The sequence below is a fragment of the Streptomyces sp. SID8352 genome (assembly GCF_009862265.1).
In the GTDB taxonomy this organism is placed as follows: Bacteria; Actinomycetota; Actinomycetes; order Streptomycetales; family Streptomycetaceae; genus Streptomyces.
This window is the reverse complement of sequence record NZ_WWGX01000043.1, coordinates 177905-195305: the sequence shown is the minus strand read 5'-3', so window position 1 is coordinate 195305 and position 17401 is coordinate 177905. Positions and strand designations below refer to the sequence as shown.

The 17401-nt window shown below is 76.4% G+C and carries 10 protein-coding genes; all 10 read left to right on the top strand.

What is annotated here, in order from left to right:
- Positions 1 to 2400 (top strand): TOMM precursor leader peptide-binding protein, encoded by a 2400-nt coding sequence (locus GTY84_RS15295; RefSeq protein WP_161226806.1) that lies wholly within the window; start codon positions 1 to 3, stop codon positions 2398 to 2400.
- Positions 2390 to 4474 carry a TOMM precursor leader peptide-binding protein gene (locus GTY84_RS15290; RefSeq protein ID WP_161226805.1) on the top strand — a complete coding sequence of 695 codons (2085 nt, stop codon included), beginning with the start codon at positions 2390 to 2392 and terminating at the stop codon, positions 4472 to 4474. The genes GTY84_RS15295 and GTY84_RS15290 overlap by 11 nt, the downstream gene beginning before the upstream one ends.
- Positions 4475 to 4606: 132 nt before the next feature.
- On the top strand, positions 4607 to 6349 hold the full coding sequence (locus tag GTY84_RS15285; RefSeq protein WP_161226804.1) for a nitroreductase family protein: 1743 nt from the start codon (positions 4607 to 4609) through the stop codon (positions 6347 to 6349).
- Positions 6350 to 6368: 19 nt separating this feature from the next.
- Complete coding sequence (locus tag GTY84_RS15280) at positions 6369 to 9170, top strand: lantibiotic dehydratase (protein ID WP_161226803.1); 2802 nt, start codon at positions 6369 to 6371, stop codon at positions 9168 to 9170.
- Positions 9158 to 10306 carry a lantibiotic dehydratase C-terminal domain-containing protein gene (locus GTY84_RS15275; RefSeq protein WP_161226802.1) on the top strand — a complete coding sequence of 383 codons (1149 nt, stop codon included), beginning with the start codon at positions 9158 to 9160 and terminating at the stop codon, positions 10304 to 10306. Before GTY84_RS15280 ends, GTY84_RS15275 begins: the two co-directional genes overlap by 13 nt.
- A complete protein-coding gene (locus GTY84_RS15270) occupies positions 10303 to 11544 on the top strand; it encodes a M50 family metallopeptidase (protein ID WP_345943442.1) in 1242 nt (413 codons plus the stop codon). Before GTY84_RS15275 ends, GTY84_RS15270 begins: the two co-directional genes overlap by 4 nt.
- Before the next feature lie 43 nt (positions 11545 to 11587).
- Complete coding sequence (locus tag GTY84_RS15265) at positions 11588 to 12559, top strand: ABC transporter ATP-binding protein (RefSeq protein WP_161226801.1); 972 nt, start codon at positions 11588 to 11590, stop codon at positions 12557 to 12559.
- On the top strand, positions 12556 to 13311 hold the full coding sequence (locus GTY84_RS15260) for an ABC transporter permease (RefSeq protein ID WP_161226800.1): 756 nt from the start codon (positions 12556 to 12558) through the stop codon (positions 13309 to 13311). Before GTY84_RS15265 ends, GTY84_RS15260 begins: the two co-directional genes overlap by 4 nt.
- A gap of 74 nt (positions 13312 to 13385) precedes the next feature.
- Positions 13386 to 15311: a TOMM precursor leader peptide-binding protein gene (locus tag GTY84_RS15255; RefSeq protein ID WP_161226965.1), complete on the top strand. Its 1926-nt coding sequence runs from the start codon at positions 13386 to 13388 to the stop codon at positions 15309 to 15311.
- A 439-nt stretch (positions 15312 to 15750) separates the two neighbouring features.
- Positions 15751 to 17037, top strand: a complete 1287-nt coding sequence (locus tag GTY84_RS15250) for an amidohydrolase (protein ID WP_345943441.1) — start codon at positions 15751 to 15753, stop codon at positions 17035 to 17037.
- Positions 17038 to 17401 lie beyond the last annotated feature (364 nt).

The following is a 17401-nucleotide window of genomic DNA, read 5'->3' as shown; positions in this document are numbered from 1 at the left end:
ATGCCCACGACGCCGTACGAGGAGACCGCCGGCACCCGTCCCCGGGTGCGACGCGACGTGCTGTTCACCGAGACCCCGGGCGGGGTGATCTTCCACAACGCCGACGGCGGATTCCAGCTCAGCTCGCCGTCCGCCTACCGCTTCGCCACCCTCCTCGTCCCGCACCTCGACGGGAGCCGCACGGTGGCGGAGATCTGCCAGGGCTTCAAGGAGCCGCAGAAGGCGATGGTGGGGGGCCTGGTCAAGGCGCTCTACTCACGGGGCTTCGCCCGGCCCGCGGCCGGACCCTCCGGAGACGGCACGGACGGTACGGACGGGGCGCCCGTGGCCGGCGCGGTCGCCGCCCGCTTCGCCCAGCAGATCGCCTACCTCGACCACTACGCGGACGGCGCCGAGCGGAGGTTCGCCGCGTTCCGCGCCGCCCGGGTCGCCGTCCTGGGCGACGGTCCGGTGGCCCACTGGTGCGCCCTCTCCCTGGTCCGCAACGGCGGCGCCCATGTCGCCGTGGAGTCCGCCCTGGCCGAAGGAGACGCCACCGCTGGGGAGTTCGGCGCCCTGCTGGACGAGGCGGCGCGACTCACCGAGGAGGGCAGCCCGGCCGAGGTCGTGGTACTGCCGGACGCCCCGGCCGGGGCGGAGGCCGGCTGGGAGGCGTACGAGGGGTACGAGGGGTACGAGGGGTACGACGTGGTGGTGGCCGCCTGCGGCCGGGACGCGTTCCGGACCGCGGTGGCCCTGCTCCGCCAGGGGGTCCCGGACGGGCGCGTGCTGCTCCCGGCCTGGACCCTGGGCGGCCGCGCGGTGGTCGGGCCGGTCACCGCCCCGGACTCCGGGGCGTGCGCGGTCTGCGCGGCGCTGCGGCTGGGCGCGAACGGCGACCCCGCGGTCGCGGCGGACCTCTGGAGCGGGCTGGCGCTCGGCCACGGCGCCACCGGTCCGGCTCCGCGCGGGCCGCTCGCCGCGATGCTCGGCAATCTGCTCGGCTACGAGGTCTTCCGGCTCGTCACGGGGGCGCTGCCGGCCGAGACCCGGGACCAGGTGCTGATCCAGGACATGGCCTCCTTCGACGTGCTGGCGGAGCGGCTGCTGCCCCATCCGCGCTGCCCGTTCTGCCGGACGCCGTCCGCCGCGCCGGAGCCCGTCGACCTGACGACAGCGCCCGCCCGGCCGGTGTTCGAGCCGGTCGTCGCCGCCGCCCCGGACGACGGCGCGACCGAGGGGCCGCTCGCTGAACTCGACCGGCGCTCGCTCGCCGTCCGGCCGTCGGTCGGCGTGTTCACCCGGTACGCCGACGAGCCGGTCACCCAGCTCCCGCTGAAGGTGGGGGCCGTGGCGGTCGGCCTCGGCGCGGCCGGGACACGGACCGTCGCCGCCTTCGACGTCCAGCACACGGCGGGCGCGCGGCTGCGGGCGCTGAACGCCGCCGCCGGGGTCTACGCCGAGCACGTGGTGCCCCCGGCCCCGGCCGGGCCCGCCCACGGCGCGCTCCCGGAGGTCGCTCCGGAGCGGCTGACCGCGGCCACCGGCGCGGGCGACGGTCCGGTGGCCTCCTGGTCGGCGGCCGTCTCCCTGGTCACCAAGGAGCAGGTGCGGGTGCCGTCCGGTGCGGTGCGGCCCTTCGGCCCGGACAACGCGGACCGCCGGTTCGAGCCCTCCCGTGCCGGGACCGGAGCGGGCGGCGGTCTGCCGGAGGCCGCGGCGGCCGGGCTGCTCTCCGCGCTCGCCCATGACGCCCTGCGGCGGGCCGTGCGGGGGACGGGCCGCACCTCGGTGATTCCGCCGCAGGCGTTCGGCGACGATCCCGAGGCCACCTTCCTGCTGCGGTCCGCCGGGCATCTGGGACACGCGGTCGAACTCCTCGACCTCGGGGAGGCCGAACACAGCGGGGTGTCCGTCGTCCTGGCCAGGACGGTGCCGCCGACGGCCGTACCCGCGCGGACGGAGGCGGAGGCGGAGGCCGGACCGGGCGGGGCGGAGGCCGGACCGGCGAGCGCCGCCGGGCGGGCCGCCGGTGCCGGGACCGATGCCGGGACCGACGGGGGGCGGGCGCCGGTCCGGTGGGCCGTCGGTGCCGCCCTGGAGCGGACCGCCGCGGCCACCGACGCCCTCCGCGATCTGCTGGGCGCCCTGCAACTCGACGCGGAGGGCGTGCTGGAGGACGCCGACACCGGGGACCCGCTGCTGGTGGACCTGGACGCGGCGCTGGTCCCGGTCACCGGCCCGGACGGCGCCGCACCGCCCGCCGACGGCGCGCCGGTGGCCTGGGCCGACGTGCTGGAGCGGCTGGCCGCCGCCGGGCGGGACGCGTTCGTGGTGCCGACCCACGCCGCCGATCTGCCCGCCGCCGGCATCCGCACCGTGCGGGTGCTGCTCACGGAGGCGACCGCCGATGACCGCTGACCTCGCCTCCGCCACCGGCACCGGTGGCCGGTCCCCCGGTGACCGCGCCGTGCCCGGCCGGACGGGCACGGCCCCCGAGGCGCGCGGCGCCGCGCCCGCCGTGGCGCCGCGCGCAGTCACGCCCTCCGTCGTCGCGGCGGATACCGACGGGCCCGGGGCGGCCCGGCGGGAGGCGTGCCGTCTCTTCGCCGGCGACCTCCGCCGGGCCCTGGCGGAGCTGCCCGCCGCGCCGGGCGGCCACCGGCTGCCGGATGTCACGGTCGCCGCGCTCGGGGTGCGGGACGCCTTCACCGCCCCCGCCGCCGCCGAGCGGGCGGCGCGCACGACGCTGCCGGTCCACCTGTACGGGCGCCAGGTGATCGTGGGGCCCCGGCCCGCGCCGGGGCGGCCCGGCTGCGGCGGATGCCTGAGCCGCCGGTGGCAGGGGGTGCGCTCGGTCGGGCTGCGGGAGGGGCTGGAACTGCGCGGCGGGACACGGGAGTCGGGGCCGTGGCCGTACCGGTCGCCGTTCGCCGCCCAGGCCGTGGCCGCCCTGATCGCCCGGCTCGGCACCGCTCCGCCGGAGGACGGGGGCCCCTTCCCGGACGTCTGGCTGGTGGACCTGGACAACCTGACGGTGCGTCATCATCCGCTGGTGCCGGAGCCGGACTGCCCCGGCTGCGGCGAACCGGAGCCGGTGACCGCGGAGTCGGCCGCCCTGGTGCTGCGGCCCGCGCCGAAGTACCGGCCGGGCGTCAGCCGGGTCCGGCCGGTGGCGGCGTACCGGTTGCCGGTCGACGCGTTCGCCAACCCGCACTGGGGGGCGGTCGGTCCGTCCGTGGTGTGCGACGTGACCTCGCCGACCACCTCGGCCACCGTGGGCTGCTTCTCCAGCCGTTCCGGCGAGTACCTGCGGGAGACCTTCTGGGGCGGTCATGCCGACACCTACCACGACAGCACCCGCATCGGCGTGCTGGAGGGCCTGGAGCGGTTCGCGGGAATGCGGGCCCGGGGCCGCGACCTCACCCTGACGGCGGCCCTGGACGACCTCGGGCCGGACGCCGTGGACCCGCGCGAGACCGGGCTCTACACGGACGCCTTCCACCGGGACAACCCCTGGGTGCCGCCGTTCTCGCCCTCCCGTCCGATCCCCTGGGTGTGGGGCTGGTCGCTGCGGGACGGGCGGCCCCGACCCGTTCCGGAGGTCCTGGCCTTCTACCACAAGCCCGGCATCGAGCACCGGTTCGTCCAGGAGAGCTCCAACGGCTGCGCCTCCGGGGGAAGTCCGGAGGAGGCGGTGCTCGGGGGGCTGATGGAGGTGCTGGAGCGGGACGCGTTCCTGCTGGCCTGGCACGGGATGCAGCCGCTGCCCGAGATCGACCCGGCGACCAGCGCCGATCCGCACACCCGGGTGATGGTGGACCGGATGGCCATGTACGGGTACCGGGCCCGCTTCTTCGACACCCGGATCACCTTCCCGGTGCCCGTCGTCACGGGGGTCGCGGAGCGGTTCGACGGCGGTCCGGCCCGGATGTGCTTCGGGGCCGGGGCCGCCCTCGACCCGGAGGCGGCGCTGGCCGCCGCGCTGTGCGAGATCGCCACCGACTCGGTGCAGCTCCTCCAGCGCTTCCGGCGCGACGAGGCCGCCTACCGGGGCATGGCCGAGGACTTCGGGCGGATCACCAGCCTGCACGACCATCCGCTGGTCTACGCCGTGCCGGAGATGGGCCGCCACGCCGACTTCCTGCTCCGCCGCCCCTCCCCGCCCGCGCCGGTGGCGGTCTCCGGCCTGCGCTGGGAGCGCGCCGACGGCTCGGGCCCCGACATCCGCGACGACCTGCTGTGCGCGGTGGAGGCGGTGACCGGGGCCGGGTTCGACGTGGTCGTCGTCGACCAGACGACACCCGAGCAGCGCGCGCTCGGCCTGTCCACCGTGAAGGTGCTGGTGCCCGGACTGCTGCCGCTCGACTTCGGCTGGACCCGGCAGCGCGCCCGGCACATGCCCCGCACCCGCACGGCGCTGCGCGAGGCGGGGCTGCGGCCGGACGACCTGACCGCGGCCGGACTCAACCCCGGCCCGCACCCGTTCCCGTGACCGGCCGACCGCCCGGCCGCATCGGCGCCGCGCGCGACCCGCGCGGCCGGACCGCTCCGACGCCCGCCCGGCGCACCGCGCCGCCGGTCCCACCGCCCGACCGCCCGACTGCCCGAGGAGAGGAGGACCCCCATGGGATACGCCCATGAGTACGCGCAGGCGATCCTGCATCGCGGCCGGGTCCCGATGGAACCCACCGACCATGTCGTGAACTGGGCCGACGGCCCGCGCAAGGGCAAGTACTACCCGGATGCCGAGGCGTTCGCGCTGCCGGGCACCGAGGACCTCGCCGATGTGCCGGTCGCCCCGGGGCTGCTGCCCGGCACCGCCCCCGCCCGGGAGCAGGGCGCCGGTTTCGACCTGCGCCTGCTGTCCGCGATGCTCCGGGACTCCTACGGGCTGACCGGGCGCCGCCTCGGCGTCCAGGCCAACACCGATCTGCCCGGGCTGCCCTTCTACACCCACGCCAACTGGTCGCGCGGCACCTCGGGCGGCGGCGGGCTCTACCCGGTGACCATCCACTGGGCCTGCGGCCCCTCCGGTCCGCTCACTCCCGGGCTGCACCACTACGACGTCCACCGGCACGCCATGCTGCGGCTCCTGGCGGGCGACGTCACCGACCGGGTCCGCGAGGCGCTCGGCCCGGACGCGCCCGGCTGGGCGCGGGACACGGACCAGTACCTGATCCTCGGCGTCAAGTACTGGCAGAACTCCTTCAAGTACAACAGCTTCTCCTTCCACGTGGTCTCCACCGACCTCGGCACCCTCGTGCAGACCTGGCGGATCTGGGCGCTGGCCCGGGGGCTGCGGCTCGCCCCCGTGCTCTGGTTCGACGAGCCCCGGCTCAACGAACTCCTCGGTGTGCGGGGCGGGGACGAGACGGTGTTCGGGGTCGTGCCGCTGCGCTGGGCCGCGCCGGGCGGGGACACCGCGCCCGCCGCCCGGGGCTCCGCGGGCCCGCCCCGCCCGGCCCCGGCGCCCGTCACCACTCCTGCCCCCGCGCCCGCCGTCGCACCGGTCGCCGCCCAGGCCCGCACCGGCACTCCCTCCCGGCCGGCCGGGGCCCCGCGCACCGACCCGGGCCACCGCCCCTCCGTCCGCCACCGGGACGCCGAACGCTCCCGCGCCCTGCTGGACTTCGACGCCCTGGACGCCATGCACCGGGCGACCCTCGCCGGTGCCGCCGGCCGGCCGCCCGCCGGTGCCCTGGCGCCGGCGGCGGCGCTGCCCGCCGGGGACGGCGGCATCCGCACCCCGCTCCCCCCGCCCCGGTTCCCGGAGACCGGACTGCGCCGGGCGCTGCGGGACCGGCGCTCCAGCTTCGGCCGCTTCGACGCCCGGCGGCCGGTCGGCGCCGGGGAGCTGTCCGCCGTCCTCGCGGCCTGCGCCGGGACCCGGCTGGCCGGGGACACCGATCCGCTGGACACCCTGCGCCTCGCCCGGCTCTACGCCTTCGTCGGCCACGTGGACGGCGTGGAGCCCGGCGCGTACGCCTACGACGCCGATCGGGGCGATCTGCGGCTGGTGACTGCCGGACCGCAGGGCTCCTTCCTCCAGCGGAACTACTTCCTGGCCAACTACAACCTGGAGCAGGCCGGAGCCGTCCTGGTGCCCACCGTGCGCACCACCGCCGTGCTCGACGCCGTCGGGGACCGCGGCTACCGGCTCGCGGTCGGCACCGCCGGGGCCGTCGCGCAGAGCTTCTACCTGGCCGCCGCCGCCCTGGGCCTGGGCGCCGGTGTGGCCCTGGGCTTCGACAACGTCTCCTACGTCGAGCGGCTCGGTCTCGCCGACGGGGACGAGGCCCCCCTGCTCATCATGGCCCTCGGTCACGAACGCCCCGGGCCCGCCGACTTCCGCCACGAGATCGCCTGACGGCCGCTAAGGACTCCCCATGACTTCCACAGACCCCGGCGCGCCCGTGCCCGCCACCGAGTCCGGGACCCACTGGGAACCCGGCCGCCGCTTCCTGCTGCGCGCCGCCGGACTGCCCATCGAAACCGTGCACGGACTGCGCTGCCCGGACACCCGCCGCTGGGCCGACGATGTCCTGGCCGAGGAGGAACGGCTGGCCGCGCAGGGGGCCACGCTCAGCGACCTGCTGCACACCCTGGTCAAGGCCACCACCGGCCCCGACGGCGGGCAGGACGACCCCGTCGCGCGCCGCCGACTGCTCGCCCTGCGGCGGCAGATCTTCAACAACCGGCTGCCCGCCGACCCCGGGGCCGCCGAACTGCTGGTGTCGGAGCGGGATCCGGAGGCCGGGCGGCGCGTCGGGCGGTGGCTCCTGGACCGCGCCCGGCTGGACGGACGGCGCGCCGAGGGGGCGGAGCTGCTCGCCGGTGAACTCCGCGAGAGCCGGCGGTCGCTGCGCGCGTCGCTGGCCGACGACCGGTTGCGCCTCGGCCTGCTGCTCGCCTCGCCCGCCCTCGACGGGCGGCTGGACACCTATCTGCGCGACACGGGTGAGCGGCCGGGCAACCGGCTGCGCAAGATCGAGCGCGCCGCGCTGACCTATCTGTACCGGACGGCCTGCAAGACCAGCCCCTTCAGCACCTTCACCGGCATCGGCCTCGGCACCTTCGCCGGTGACCCGGCGGACGACGGGACCGAGCTGCGCACCGACGGGGACTGGGTCAGCCATGTGCGGCTGAACGTGGTGGTGCTGGCCCGGATCACCGAACTGGTGATGGCCGACCCGCTGCGCCGCCGGGACCTCCCGGTGGTCCTCTCCCCCGGCTGGGGACGCGACGCCGACCGCATCCGCTATGTGCGCCACGTGACGACGGCGGGCGACGACAGCGCCGCCGTCACCTTCGACGCGGTCCGCGACCGGCTGTTCTACCTGCGCAGCAGCGGCACCCTGGAACGCCTCCTGGAGTGGCTCGGCGGCCGGGACGCCCCGGTGCGCCACCGGGACCTGGTGGACTGGCTGGCGGCCGAGCACGACACCGGGCGCGAGGAGTGCGAGCGCTACGCCTCGGCCCTGGTCGACCTCGGCATGGTGCAGGTGCCGGTGCTGCGCGCGGACGTGCACGGCGGTGATCCGCTGCGCTCCTACCAGGACGCGCTGCGCTCGCTCCGGGTGCCGTGGGCCGACCGGCTGGCAGGGCTGCTGGACGGCCCGGCGGACTGCCTCGCCCGCTATCCGGGCGCCGGGGTCCGCGAGCGCCGGGACCTGCTGGCCTCCCTGCGGAACCGGCTCCTGGAGGTGCAGCGGGAGCTGGGCGCGGACGGGTCGGCGGCCCTTCCGCAGACCCTGATGTACGAGGACGTGCGCACGGACGGGGAGGCGGTGTGCGGTCCCGCCGTGCTGGGCGGGGAGACGGGCCGGGCGCTGCGCGCGGTCGAGGGCGTCCTGCCCCTGTTCGACCTGACGCTGCCCCAGCGCGTCACCCTGCTGGGGTTCTTCCTCGCCCGCTACGGCCGGGGAGGGCGGTGCGACGACCTGCTCGGCCTGGTCCACGACTTCCACGAGGACTTCTTCGACCAGTACGTCTCCTTCACCTCCAAGCGGTCCGCCTTCGACGAGGAGGGCGGCTACCGGCCCGAGGAGAACTGGCTCGGGCAGCCCGAGATGAAGGCCCTCGACCGGGCCCGGCGCCACTTCCACGAGGGCATGCGCGCCCTCTGGCGGGACGGCGGCGGGGAGGCCGCGGAGATCGAGCTGCCCCGCGCGCTGCTCGACGGGGCCGCCGCCGAACTCGGCACGCTCAGCGGCCACTTCACCCCGCAGAGCCACCACCTCCAGCTCTCCCGTCCACCCGGCGGTCCGCCCCTGGTGGTCCTCAACAAGTCCTACGGCGGACTGGCCTTCCCGTTCAGCCGCTTCACCCACCTCTACGACGGCCCCGGGGAGCAGGCACCTCCGCTGTCCGGCGCCCTGCGCGAGGAGATGGCGGCCCGGCGCCCCCGGGGCGCGGTGTTCGCCGAGGTCACCGGCGGCCCGGTCAGCAGCAACCTCAACCTGCACGGCCGCCTGACCGACCACCAGATCGTCTGCCCCGGCGAGACCAGTTCGGTGCCGGAGGAGGACCGTATCCACCTCGACGACCTCTACGTCGAGCACGACGAGGAGGCGGGCCGCCTGGTGCTGCGCTCCCGCCGCCTGGGCCGCGAGGTCGTCCCGGCCTACTTCGGCTATCTGGTGCCGATCGCGCTGCCCGAGATCCCGCGCACCCTGCTCCTGCTCTCCCCCAGCACCATGGCCCCGTTCGACGTCTGGGCGGGCGTGCCGGAGGGCCCGGCCGAGGACGGGGTCACCCGCAGGCCCCGGGTGCGGCACGGCGGCGTGGTGGTGTCGCGGCGGAGCTGGACCGCCGACGCCGGGGCGCTGCCGGTCCGCCGCGCCGGGAGCGGCGAGGAGGAGTACTACCTGGAGTTCCTGCGCTGGCGGCGCGCGCACGGACTGCCCGACCGGTGCTTCGCTACCGCCTCCCGCTCCGGCCGGGGGCCCGTCGGGGCCAAGCCCGTGTACGTGGACTTCGACAGCCCGCTCTCGCTGGCCGCGTTCGACGCCCTGGTGGACCGCGAGCCCGGCACCCGGGTGGTCTTCCGGGAGATGCTCCCCTCCGAGGACGGCCTCCACCTCACCTCCCCGCGCGGCCGGCACGTGGCCGAGCTCGCCGTGGAGACCTTCACCACCCGCCCCCTGCCGCACTCCGACCGGGAGGTCGCCCCGTCATGCCCGAACTGACCGAACCCGCGGCCTTCCCGGCTCCCCTGGACACCCGGGCGGCGGACGCCGAGGGGGACGCCCCCTGGCTGGCGCTGCACGTCTTCTACGCCGCCAACCCGCAGCCGCTCCTGGTCAACTGCGTCCGCCCGCTGGTGGACTCGCTCACCGGGGACGGCCTGCTGTCCGGCCACTTCTTCATCAACTACTGGCTGGAGGGCCCGCATGTGCGGCTGCGCCTGCGGCCCAGCGGCCCGGCGGCCGAGGCGGAGGTACGGCGCCGCGCGGAGGAGGCGATCCGCTCCTTCCTCGCCTCCCGCCCGGCCCTGTACGAGGTCGACTCGGGCTTCCTGAGGGACTTCTACAACGCGCTCTTCGACATCGAGTTCCCCGACGGGGACCGGGACGCGTACATGGGCGCCGACGGCCGGATGAACCTGCGGCCCAACAACTCCTTCTCCTACGAGCCGTACGCCCCGGAGTACGCCAAGTACGGCGGCCCGGCCGGGGTCCGGCTCGCCGAGTGGCACTTCCGGCACTCCAGCGACCTGGTCCTGGAGGCGTACCGCGGCATGAACCTGCACCTGCGGACGGTGCTCCTGGGCACCTCCGCCCAGCTCATGATGGTGATGGCGAGCTGCTTCCTGCCCGAGGAGGATCGGCTCGCGGAGTACCTGGACTCCTACTACGCCTTCTGGCACCGGCTGTTCCCCGGCACCGGCTTCATCGGCTCGACCGAGTACGAGCGGACGTACGAGCGGATGGCGCCCACGCTGGGGGCCCGGTTCGCGCGGATCCGGCGGGCCGTGGACGGCGGTGACCTCAGCAGGCTCCCGGCGTTCCTGCGCCGCTGGGCCGAGCACTGCCTGGAGCTGCGCGCGGGGGTGGAGGAGCTGGCCGTGCGGGGCGGGCTGGCCTTCCCCGCCTGGGAGGGTCCGGCCCGCGAGGACAGCGGGCAGCGGCGGACCGAGGAGCCGGACGCGGCGCCGCTGGTGCCCGTTACCCATGTGCCGGCGGTGCTGCCCCGCCTGCTCTCGCCGTACATGCACATGACCAACAACCGGCTGCACGTCACCATCCGGGACGAGGCGTATCTGGCCTTCGTCCTGGGCAGGGTGCTGCGGGAACCGGCCGCCGGACGACAGGGGGCCTCGTGAGCGCCGCCGACCGCTCCGCCGGGAGACCCTCCGCGGCGGCCCCGGCCGCGGGCGCCTCCACCACCGGCCTTTCCCCCACCGTCCCTTCCTCCGGCGGCCGTTCGGCCCCGACGGCCCCTGCGGCCCCGTCCGCCGCCGAGCGGTCCGCAGCCGTGCGCGCCTACCGGCCGGCGCTGCGCCCGGGGGTGCTGATCAGCCCGCCGCTGCTGCGCGGTCCGCGCACCGTGCACCTGATCAAACACCCGGTCAGCGGCGCCGCGTTCGAGGTCGGTCCCAAGGAGCACTTCGTCATCAGCCGCCTCGACGGCACCCGGAACCTGGACGATCTGGTGTCCGCGTACGCGGACCGGTTCCGCCTGCGGCTCCCCGAGGAGCAGTGGACGCGGCTGCTGGGTCTGCTCGGCACCCGGGGCCTGCTCGCCGACTCCCCCGACCCCGCCCCGCCCGGGCCGGCGCCGGCCCGCACCGGGGGCTTCTGGAAGGGCAGCCGCCGGACCGTCGCGGACGCCCACGCGACCACCGGCCGCCTGTACCGCCCGCTGCGCCCGCTGCTGCGGCCGTGGGTCCAACTCCCTTTACTCGCAGCCGTTCTGACGATGACGGCCGCCCTGCTGGCCCGTCCGGCGGCCCTCGTCGACGGAACGCTGGAGCTGCTGGGGCGGCCCTCGGCGCTGGTGCCGTTCGCGGTGTTCCTCTGGTTCAGCATCTGCCTGCACGAGCTGGCCCACGGCGTCGCCGCCCGGCACTACGGCGGCGTGGTCTCCGAGATCGGACTGCGCTGGCGCTTCCCGACCCTGATGATGTACTGCACCGTCGACAACTACCTGTTCCTGCCCGGCCTGCGGGCCAAACTGGTGGTCGCCGGGGCCGGCGCGTACGTCAACCTCGTGCTCCTGCTGCCCCTCGCGCTGTGGTGGTCCCTCCTGGACCCCTCCGACCCGGTGCGCCCGGTGCTGACCGGGATGCTGTTCGTCGGCACCGTCCAGGCCCTGAGCAACCTGGTGCCGCTGCCCCCGCTGGACGGCTACCGGATGCTCTGCCACCTGCTGGGCGCCGCCAACCTCGCCCCGGAGACCCGGACCTATCTGGCGCTGCGGCGCGGCGGCCGGGACGCCGTCGCCGCCTATCCGCCGCGGGCCCGCCGGGTCTACACCGGCTACGCCCTCTCCTGGACCGCCCTGGTGCTGCTCGCGGTGGCCGGTTCCGTCACCTGCGCCGTACTGCTGCTGCTCCGATGACCTCGGCCCCGAAGGACCACGCGACCATGAATGAGGTACCCGTATGAGCACCACCTCCCCCACACCGGCCGAGGGGGCGCGACCCGCCGTCGCCGTCAGCGGTGTGACGAAGAGCTACGGCGGCCTGCGGGCCGTCGACGAGGTCACGCTGGAGGTCCGCAGCGGCGAGTTCTTCGGGCTGCTGGGCCCCAACGGGGCGGGGAAGTCGACCCTGGTGGAGATCATGGAGGGGCTGCGCCGGGCGGACTCCGGCAGCGTCTCGGTGTTCGGCGAGTCCCCGTGGCCCCGCAACACCGCGCTGCTGCCCCGCATGGGGGTGCAGACCCAGTCCTCGGCGTTCTTCGTGCGGCAGACGGTCCATGAGCATCTGCGCACCGTGGCCGCCCTGTTCGGCGCCGATCCCGCGGCCGTCGACACCACCCTGGAGTCCGTCGGCCTGGCCGGTCGGCACGGGGTGCGGGTCGACAGCCTCTCCGGCGGCCAGCGCCAGCGGCTCGCCATCGCCTCCGCCCTGGTCCACGGACCCGAACTGATCTTCCTGGACGAGCCGACCGCCGCCCTCGACCCGGAGGGCCGCCGGGACCTGTGGGAGGTGCTGCGCGGGCTCAAGGCGCGGGGCCGGACCATCGTCTACACCACGCACCACCTCGACGAGGCGGAGGCGCTCTGCGACCGCGTCGGCATCCTGGTCGACGGCCGGCTCGTCGTCACCGACGAACCCCAGCACCTCATCGGCACCTTCGGCGCCGGCAGCCGGATGCTGGTCCCGCTCGGCCGGATCGGCGAGCGCGAGGCCGCGGCCCTGCCGGGCGTGGAGGCCGTCACCGTGCAGGGCGGCCACCTGGTGCTGGAGACCCGCGCCACCGGCCGGGTCCTCGCCGCGCTCGACGCCGTGACCGGCCTGGAGGGTGTGCAGACCCGCACCCCCAGCCTGGAGGACGTCTACCTCGACATCACCGCCCGGCGGCCGGGCCGGACTCCCGCCGCCCCCGAGAACCAGGAGCAGCAGGCATGAGCGCCTACTCCGCGCTGACCGCGGCGGGCTACCGCGCCCAGGTCCGGGACCGGACGACCGTCTTCTTCACCTTCGCCTTCCCGCTGATCTTCCTCGTCGTCTTCGGGCTGATCTTCCGCGGGCGCGACGTGGAGGAGAGCGGCTACTCCTACCTCTCCTACACCGCCTCCGGGGTGCTCTCCTGGGGCGTCGCCAACGCGGCCGTCTTCGGCATCGGCTTCACCCTGATGCAGTGGCGGGCCGACGACATCCTGCGCATGATCCGCATGTCGCCCGCCCCGCTCTCCTCCGTCATCGGCTCCCGTTTCGTGCTCGCCCTGGTGGTGGGGGCGGTGCAGTCCGTGCTGTTCGTCGGGGTGGCGATGCTCCCCGGGTTCGGCCTCGTGCCGGACTCCCGGTGGCCGCTGCTGATCCCCGTGATGGTCCTCGGGATCATCACCTTCCTGATGCTCGGCGTCATCATCGGCAGCGTCGCCGACACCCCGGAGTCGGTCGCCGGGATCGCCAACTTCCTGATGCTGCCGATGGCGTTCCTGTCCGGGTCCTTCTTCCCGCTGGACTCGATGCCCGACTGGCTGCGGAAGCTCTCCCTGGTCATGCCGCTGCGCCATCTGAACGACGCGGTCTCGGGCTCGCTGACCGGGCGCGGCGACCTCTCCGACATCGCGACCGGCTGCGCGGGACTGCTGGTCTTCACCGTCGTCCTCGGCGCCGTGGCGATGCGCACCTTCCGCTGGACGAAGACCTCATGAGCACCGCGACGCGCCCGCTGCCGGGCCCCGGCTCCCCGGACGCGCACCGCCCCGCGCCGCCGCTCCCGCACCCGATGGCGGAGACCCGCGACGCCCTCCAGACCTTTCTGGACGCACGCTTCGGCACCGGGGCCCCGCGTGTGGTGCCGGTCGGCGCCGTCGGCACCGGGGCCGGGGACGCCGGTGCCGCGGACCCGTGGGCGGCGCAGCGCCCGGCGGCACGGGTGCACCTCACCGCCTCCGCGGTCCTGCTCGGCCCCTGGGGCGGCGACGGCACCGCCCCCGCCTGCGGACGCTGCCTCGCCGTCCGCTGGCAACGGCTGCGCAGCCGCAGCGAGCGCAACGCCCTGGAGACCGGCGGACCCGAGGGCCCCCGCCCGGCCGGGACGTGGCCACTGCTCACCGGACACCTCCGGGACACCGTGGCCGCGCTGTGCGAGGCCCTGTGGGGTGCTCCCGGGCCCACGCCCCCGGCGAGCGGACCGGCGGACCGGGCGCTGCCCCAGGTGACCCGGGTCGATGCGACCACCCTGCTGGTCAGGACGTTCCCGCTGCTCGCCGATCCGCTCTGCCCGGACTGCGGCCCCCCGGCACGGCGACAGCCCCCGGACACCGCCGGGCCGTTCGCCGGGCGCCCGGTCCCCAAGCCGGACCCCGGCACCTACCGCCTCCGCTCCGCCTTCGCCCACCCGCTGCCCACCGACGCCCTGGCCAACCCGGTCTGCGGCGCCCTCGGCGCGGGCACCTGGACCGACGTCACCTCGTCCACCACCGCGCCGGTGGCGGGCAGCGTCTTCATCCGGGGCTACGCGGGACTCCACGACGTGACGTGGAGCGGACAGGAGACCTCCTTCGACACCAGCCGCCGCCTGGCCTACCTGGAGGGCCTGGAGCGGTACGCGGGCACCCACCGCCGGGGCGGTGCCGCCCCGGTCGTCGGCTCCTACAACGAACTGCGGGCCGACGCCGTCGACCCCGCCGTGTGCGGTCTGTACGCCGAGGAGACCTACCGGGACGACCCGGCCGTGGCCCCCTTCGACCCGGGCCGCCCCATCCCCTGGGAGTGGGGGTGGTCGCTGCGCGACGAACGCCCGGTACTGGTGCCGTCCCGGCTGGTCTACTACAGCATCCCGCCGGCCGGCGACAACTTCGTCTTCGAGTGCTCCAACGGCTGCGCCATCGGCGGCGGTACGGAGGAGGCGGTGCTGGGCGGGCTGCTGGAGCTGGTCGAGCGCGACGCGTTCCTCAACGGCTGGTACGGGGCCGCCCCGCTCACCCGTGTCGACCTGCGGACGGTGGGCGGATCCGCCTCCGCTGCCCTGGCCGAACGCGCCATCCTGCAGGGCTACGACGTGCGGGTCTTCGACAACCGGATCGACCTGGCGGTACCGGCCGTCACCGTGGTCGGCGTCCGCCGGGACGGGGGCCCCGGCACCCTCTCCTTCGCCGCGGCGGCCTCCCTGGACCCGAGGTCCGCCATCGAGGGCGCCCTGTCCGAGGTGCTGAGCTACATCCCGCACCTGGCCCGGCAGACCGCCGAGCGCCACGTCGAACTGGAGGCCATGGCCGACGACTTCTCCCTCGTGCGGCACCTCAAGGACCACCCCCAGCTCTACGGGCTGCCCCGGATGGCCGAGTACGCGCGCGCCTATCTGGAGCCGTCCGAGGCGCTCCCCTTCGACGAGGTGTACCGGGACTGGGAGGACCGGCTCCGGCCGCGCACCCGCGATCTCCGGGACGATGTCGCCGTGGTCCGGGACGAGTTGGTGCGGGCGGGCCACGACGTCATCGTCGTCGACCAGACCTCGCCCGAGCAGGAGCGGATGGGGCTGCGCACCGTCAGCACCCTCGTGCCGGGGCTGCTGCCGATCGACTTCGGCTGGAACCGGCAACGCGCCCTTCACATGCCCCGGTTGCGCACCGCCCAGCGCCGGGGCGGCCTCCGGGACCGCGACCTCGCGGAGGCGGAGATCCGCCGCGCCCCGCACCCCTTCCCCTGAACACCCTCCCGCCTCCCGGGCCCCGGCCGTGTCCCGGCCGGGGCCCGGCCGTCCCCCGGAGCGGCCGATGACCCCGCCGTCCCCCCCGCCCCCTCCCCCGCCGCGGCCACCCGTCGGCCGCGCCACCACGCTCCCGCCGGGCCCCGCGCCCGGCGGGACACCACCCCGTCTCCCCCCGGCGGCCGGTCCGCCGCGCCCGGGAGCGGGGCGGGCCGCTCCGCCGCCGGACGCGCCGTCACCGGAGGGACCGTCCACGGGCGGCCCTCCACCGACCGATCCGTCGTCGGCCGGTCCGTCCCCCATCGATCCGCCATCGGCCGCTCCGGCGCCGGAAGGGACCCGGCCGGAGGGTGCCCGGCCGGACGGGGCGCCGACGGGCGGTCCGTCCGCGGGCGCGGCGCCGACGGCCGGGGCGTGCCTCCTCACCCGGGCCGGAGAGGTGCTGCGCCCCGCCCTGGCCCTCTACCTCGACCTCCACGCCCACCCGGAGACCTCCGGGCACGAGTCCCGCACCGCGGGCCGGTTCGCCGAACGGCTCGCGGCGGCCGGCTGCGAGGTCACCCGGGGCGTGGGCGGCCACGGCGTCGTCGGCGTCCTGCGCAACGGCGACGGCCCCCGTGTCTGGCTGCGGGCGGAACTCGACGCCCTCCCGGTCCGTGAGCGGACCGGGCTGCCCTACGCCAGCGACTCCGGCGCCATGCACGCCTGCGGCCACGATCTGCACCTGGCCGCGGCGGCCGGCGCCACCGATCTGCTCGCGCGGCTCCGCGACCGCTGGCGGGGCACCCTGGTGGTGCTCGGCCAGCCCGCCGAGGAGACCCTGTCGGGCGCCGAGGCCATGCTCCGCGACGGCCTGTACGAGCGGTTCGGCCGGCCCGGGGCCGTGCTCGCCCAGCACGCCGCACCGCTGCCCTCCGGCACGGTGGCGCACACCCCGGACGGGACCCCGGTGACGGGGGCGGGCGCGGTGCTGGAGGTGGTGCTGCACGGCCGGGGCGGTCACGCGGCCACCCCGGGGCTCGCCCTGGACCCGGTGGTCACCGCCGCGGCCGTCATCACCCGGCTGCACGCCCTGACCGCGCGCACGGGCCCGCACGCCGACCGGATGGCCCTGAACGTGGGGATGGTCCGGGCCGGTACGGCGGCCAACGTCGTCCCGGAGAGCGCCGCGCTCGGCGTCGGGCTCCGCGCACGTGCCGACGCCGACCTCGACCGGCTGCTGACGGCGGTGCACCGCGCCGTCCACGCCGAGAGCGCCGCCGCGGGGGCACCCCGGGAACCGGAGGTGCGGGTGGTGTCCCGCTCGGCGGCCCTGCGCTCCGACCTGACGGCCACCGAGTCGGTGCGCCGGGCCCAGGCCGGGCTGCTGGGCGCCTCGCGCGTGCTGCCCTGGCCCGGCTCGCTGGCCACGGAGGACTTCCCCCTGTTCGGCGACGCCGGGGCCCGGTTCCACGGGCAGCGCGGAATCCCGCTGGTCTACTGGATGCTGGGCGTCGCCGACCCCGGACGGCCGGCCCCGGACCGGTCCGCCGCCCCGGCGGGCACACCGGCGGGCACACCGGCGCGGAGCCGGGAAGCCCCACCGGCCCCACCGGCCCCACCGGCCCCTCTGGCCCCACCGGCCCCGAACCATTCCCCCCGTTTCGCGCCCCACGTCGGCAGCGCGCTGCGCCCCGCCGTCGCCGCGCTGGCCGCCGCGGCGCTGGACCGGTTCGCGGCCGGGTGAGCGGGGCGGGCGCGGGCGCCGGGCCCGACGGATGACCGGGCGCGGCGGGTCAGCGGGTGACCCGGGCGCGGCGGGTGACCGGGGGGGCCGGCGGGTGACCGGGGGGCCGGCGCGGCGAACGGCCGGAGGGGGGAGCGGACGGAAGGGACCCCCGGCCGGAAGGGGCGGGTCCGCGATGCGCGGGCCCGCCCCGGCGGGGCGGCGACGGACCGGCGGGACACACCCCGCGAACGCGCCCCCGGGCCGTGTCCGCCGCCCCCGTGGACCTGGCCGCACCCGCTCCCACCTGGGATGGAGCACTTTTCCCCAGGCCTACGGCCCCGTTCGTCCACAGGGCGCGGACGGCGTTGTCAGTGACCTGTCC

Bases quoted from the DNA above. Each gene is read 5' to 3' on its own strand.
- GTY84_RS15295 (WP_161226806.1), top strand. From the start codon at position 1: ATGCCCACGACGCCGTACGAGGAGACCGCCGGCACCCGTCCCCGGGTG.
- GTY84_RS15290 (WP_161226805.1), top strand. From the start codon at position 2,390: ATGACCGCTGACCTCGCCTCCGCCACCGGCACCGGTGGCCGGTCCCCC.
- GTY84_RS15285 (WP_161226804.1), top strand. From the start codon at position 4,607: ATGGGATACGCCCATGAGTACGCGCAGGCGATCCTGCATCGCGGCCGG.
- GTY84_RS15280 (WP_161226803.1), top strand. From the start codon at position 6,369: ATGACTTCCACAGACCCCGGCGCGCCCGTGCCCGCCACCGAGTCCGGG.
- GTY84_RS15275 (WP_161226802.1), top strand. From the start codon at position 9,158: ATGCCCGAACTGACCGAACCCGCGGCCTTCCCGGCTCCCCTGGACACC.
- GTY84_RS15265 (WP_161226801.1), top strand. From the start codon at position 11,588: ATGAGCACCACCTCCCCCACACCGGCCGAGGGGGCGCGACCCGCCGTC.
- GTY84_RS15260 (WP_161226800.1), top strand. From the start codon at position 12,556: ATGAGCGCCTACTCCGCGCTGACCGCGGCGGGCTACCGCGCCCAGGTC.
- GTY84_RS15255 (WP_161226965.1), top strand. From the start codon at position 13,386: ATGGCGGAGACCCGCGACGCCCTCCAGACCTTTCTGGACGCACGCTTC.